This window comes from Phormidium pseudopriestleyi FRX01 (assembly GCF_017313335.1).
GTDB classification, from domain to species: domain Bacteria; phylum Cyanobacteriota; class Cyanobacteriia; order Cyanobacteriales; family Laspinemataceae; genus Laspinema; species Laspinema pseudopriestleyi.
In genome coordinates, this window is sequence record NZ_JAFLQW010000239.1 from 1 (window position 1) to 4,124 (window position 4,124).

Annotated in this window: 6 protein-coding genes and 1 pseudogene; 4 read left to right on the top strand and 3 right to left on the bottom strand. The window is 45.4% G+C overall.

The genetic code is table 11. From position 1 onward, the window contains the following. From J0895_RS08795 to J0895_RS25800, 4 genes are all read left to right on the top strand, one after another. Positions 1–975 (top strand): tetratricopeptide repeat protein (locus J0895_RS08795; protein ID WP_207087731.1); only part of this gene is annotated, 975 nt, incomplete at its 5' end. 195 nt (positions 976–1,170) lie between these two features. Further along, positions 1,171–1,353, top strand: coding sequence for a hypothetical protein (locus J0895_RS25795; RefSeq protein ID WP_242541156.1), 183 nt, complete (start codon positions 1,171–1,173; stop codon positions 1,351–1,353). Positions 1,354–1,404: 51 nt separating this feature from the next. Further along, positions 1,405–1,536, top strand: a complete 132-nt coding sequence (locus J0895_RS26320; protein WP_277989807.1) for a hypothetical protein — start codon at positions 1,405–1,407, stop codon at positions 1,534–1,536. A 22-nt stretch (positions 1,537–1,558) separates the two neighbouring features. After that, on the top strand, positions 1,559–2,155 hold the full coding sequence (locus J0895_RS25800) for an RpnC/YadD family protein (RefSeq protein WP_242541157.1): 597 nt from the start codon (positions 1,559–1,561) through the stop codon (positions 2,153–2,155). 117 nt (positions 2,156–2,272) lie between these two features. Here J0895_RS25800 and J0895_RS08805 read toward each other — a convergent pair whose 3' ends face one another. The 3 genes and pseudogenes from J0895_RS08805 to J0895_RS08815 form a co-directional block, all read right to left on the bottom strand. Beyond that, positions 2,273–2,857, bottom strand: a complete 585-nt coding sequence (locus J0895_RS08805) for an O-methyltransferase (protein ID WP_207087732.1) — start codon at positions 2,855–2,857, stop codon at positions 2,273–2,275. Positions 2,858–3,127: 270 nt separating this feature from the next. Continuing rightward, positions 3,128–3,631, bottom strand: coding sequence for a GNAT family N-acetyltransferase (locus J0895_RS08810; RefSeq protein WP_207087733.1), 504 nt, complete (start codon positions 3,629–3,631; stop codon positions 3,128–3,130). 150 nt (positions 3,632–3,781) lie between these two features. Further along, a pseudogene (locus J0895_RS08815) lies at positions 3,782–4,124 on the bottom strand (MAE_28990/MAE_18760 family HEPN-like nuclease); the annotation flags it as partial.

Below are 4,124 nucleotides of genomic sequence, written 5' to 3' on the forward strand. Positions count from 1 at the left end.
GACAACACCGTGCGCTTGTGGCCGATGAGGTGGAAAAATTGGCTGGAAATGGGCTGCAACCAGTTGCAGTATCATCCCGCACTGGTAGCACCAGAAACTGATGTTGCTCGCGAAGCAGGCGAAACTTGTCAAAAATATGTATGGAATAAAACCGAGTCGGCACAATTTCTCGTGCGTCAAGGCAGAGCTTTAGCCCGTTCGGAAGATATCCAAGGTGGGGTTGCCAAATTCCAACAAGCCAAAAAACTCGATGCTACTCTCAACCTAGAACCCGAAGCCGAAGCAAAACGCCTTGCCGTTACCGTTTTGCTTGAAGCGGGTAAAGATTTAGCTGGTCAGGGTGAGTATAACGAAGCTATTGAGAAATTCCAACAAGCCCTCACCCTTGACCCAAATCTCAACCTAGAACCAGAAGCCGAAGCAAAACGGATTGCTGTTCCTGCTTTGGTTGAAGCGGGTAAAGATTTAGCTGGTCAGGGTGAGTATAACGAAGCGGTTGAGAAATTCCAACAAGCCCTCACCCTTGACCCCACCCTCAACCTAGAACCGGAAGCCGAAGCCAAACGGATTGCTGTTCCGGTTTTGGTGGCGCGGGGAGAACAAGGGGTTAAAGACAAAAAGTATCAAGCAGCGGTAGAGGCTTATACTGCCGCCCAGAACATTGATGACACGGTGGAAATTTCGGCTCAAACTTGGAACGAAATCTGTTGGCTTGGCAGTTTGCGCGGTGAGGCTGTGGGGGTGCTAGAAGCCTGTAACCAAGCCGTCACCTTGGAACCGGGCTATGTAGGAAATCGCGGGTTAGCCAAGGCACTGACTGGAGATAACGAGGGAGCAATCCAAGATTTTCAAGCCTTTATCCAATTGAGTGATAATCCAGGGGCGAACAGACAGGTGCAGGGTTATATTAATGCCCTCCGCGCTGGGGAAAATCCCTTTACCGAGGCGGAGATTAAGCAGTTGTTAGGGGAGTAGGGAAATCCCTCTCTCCCGTGTCATGGCTGAAGCCGTGACACGGGCATTTTGCGGCTTAAGCGCCTGTGTACGGGGAGGAGGCAGAGCCTCCAAGCGGGCATTACTTGGCTTCAGCCAAGTAACGAGATATACAGGTTTTATATGTTACAATAAACTTAGAAAAATTCCCCAAAAGCATCATCAGGAGGAATCAGGGTGAATACCCCGAATGCCAATTATGACCAACCTTGGAAAGAAGCCCTAGAAGATTATCTCGAACCCTTCTTAGCCTTCTTTTTCCCGCAAGTTCATGAGGTAGTAGACTGGAGCCGAGGATACGAATCCCTGGACAAAGAACTGCAACAAATTACCCCCAGCGCCACCAGTGGAGAACTCTAAGGGGATAAACTCTTCAAGGTTTGGCAAAAAAACGGAGAATCAGCCTATATCTTGATTCATATCGAAGTCCAGAGTCAAGAAGAAAGCCAATTTCCCGAACGGATGTACATCTACCATTATCGGTCTTTTAACATCCAGAAGAAAGTCATTAGCCTCGCTATTTTAGGAGACTCCAAAAAATAAAATAGCAATTGTAGGGTGGGCAATGCCCACCGAACAGAAGGTGGGCAATGCCCACCGAACAGAAGGTGGGCAATGCCCACCCTACTCCTATGAAAGTCAGTGGGAGACCCTTAAAACCAGTCTCAATCCCTTAGCCTTTTTAGTGATGGCCCATTTAAAAACCCAAGCCAGCACGGGAAATGCTGAAGAACGGGAACAGTATAAATGGGAGTTAGTACAGAACCTCTATGAACGAGGTTATACTGAAACCGACATCATCAAGTTATTTCGATTACTCGACTGGATGATGACCCTACCCGAGAGCCTGCAACAAAGTTTTGATACCAAACTCAAAAACTATCAGGAGGAACGAAAAATGCCGATTCTAAGCAATATCGAACGTCGCGCAATGGAAACTGGTCGCCAGGAAGGTCGCCAAGAGGGTAGCTTAGAAACTGCCCGGAGTGCGTTGCTATTAGTATTGAGCGCACGGTTCAATTCTGTGTCACTGGAACTGAGTGCGCGAGTGAATCAAATTGCTGATATATCGACTCTAAATCAACTGCTGCAACAGGCAAGTGTTATGAGTTCCGTTGCGGAATTTGAGGAATTGATTCCATCGAACGAACTGGGGAACTAAAGATTTATTAAACGGTTAGGGACAAGGAATTGCCTTGTCCCAATAAGATTTTAAATCGTTAAAATTTCAGAGGAATTGCCCATTTAAAAACCCCAGCCATCACCGGAATGAGGCCCTCTATCGTTTGACAGCCAGAATTACCCCACTGGCCCAACTTATTTTAGTGACCATCAACTCCCTCCGGTTTTCTAAGGCTGTAATCAATGTCTTGACTTTGACTTCATGTCCTTCGGGCCAGGTGGGTTGAGGTAACATATCATCAATGATATAGAATCCACCGGGCTTTAAAGCTTGGATTGCCTCTTCAAAGTGAGTATATTTCCCCGCCCAGGTATCTGCAAAGATTAGGTCAAATTGTTCTGGAGTTTGACTCAATCTTTCCATAAAAGTACCGCCATCTTCTTGATGAAAGGTGACTCGGGAGTCTTGTCCGAGATGGTCTTGGGCGATCGCTAAAAGTGCCGGGTCATTTTCAACGGTTAGTAGTGCGGATTGGGAATCCATGCCATTCAAAATCCAGGCGGTTGAAACGCCGGTTCCCGTTCCCAGTTCTAAAAATCGTCCTGATGGTTTACTCAGGGCCAACGTTCTGAGTAATGAACCAACCAGGGGTTCTGATACCATCTGAAATCCCACTTCTTTTGTCTTAATCAGAATCTCTGAAACAACTTGGGGACTGTCAACATTTTCTAGTTCATGCATGATGCTAATAATTATAGCGTTTCTCATGTCCACAAGGTACAGCCCTCACCCCAAAACGACGGCGGCCCAAGACGGGAGAGGGGCTGGGGGTGAGGGTGAGTCCGGGAACCGCTATACTCTTGGCTCAAGAGTTATTTAAGTTTTACGAGTTAGAGGGGTTAAATTAAGCGAGGACAAGTCAACTTTAAAAATACTTAGTTTAGGTAGGTCAAAAGAATTAGGCCAGGAAGTGAGCTTAATTTTGTTCCAGGTTGAAAAAACCGATCCGCATTATTTACCAGTTTCTTCATTATTTAAAAGTTTCTTCTCCCAAAATAATGCCTTACCCATTAGGGGATTTAGCTCATAACCAGTAAATCCAAAAGCCCTGTAGACAGATTGAGCGACATGATTGTTCTCTAGTACCTCTAAGGTAAGTTTGCAACAGCCCAAATTTAAGGCGATCGCCTCAGCTTTTTGGAGTAAGAGTTTAGATAAGCCTCTCCCACGGTAGGGTAAAGCAACAATCACATCATGAATATTCAACAATGGCTGGCACGCAAAGGTAGAAAATCCTTCTAAACAAATCACAAGTCCAGCAGGTTCACCCTCCACAAATGCGAGAATAACATGAGCCGATTTTCGTTTGGCAAGCTCGGAGGGAAGATTAGCTTTAACAGAGTCAGAAAGACCTTTACCCCCACCCATCGGGTCCAACGCATAAGCATCCATTAATTGAACCATCGCCGATGCATGAGCAGGTAAATTCAGATCCGCTTCAATAATTTCAATCATCTCTTTATATCTTTGGATAGTTCAATTTTTACTCGGTCAGAGGCAAAATCTTTAAAGGAATTCTACCACAAACTAGGAGCAGAGCAAAGAGAAAAAATCAGTGCGGGTCAACCTGTCAAAGCACCGAGGGCTAACTTGTCCTGATTTTCTCTATTCATCCATCACATATAAGCTCAACCCTTTTTTCGCTGCCACATCAAACTTCAATCCTATTTCAGTTTCACTGTCTAACTCTACGGTTTCCCTTGATTCTTCATTCAGAATAATGCTTTCAATTCTAGCATCACAGCAATAACAAGCATTTTTATTCACCAAAAATACGGTTCCTCCAACCGATAAAGTTCCCGATTTAATTCGGGTGCGGGCGGCTTCTATTTTGTCGAACCATCGGTTAATTTTACCAATTTCTCTAGCTTGCCCCTGGGAGGTTTTGCAGGTTAGGATATGATAGGTGACTAATTCAGAGAGGGCTTGACAGATGGCTTTGATAAAA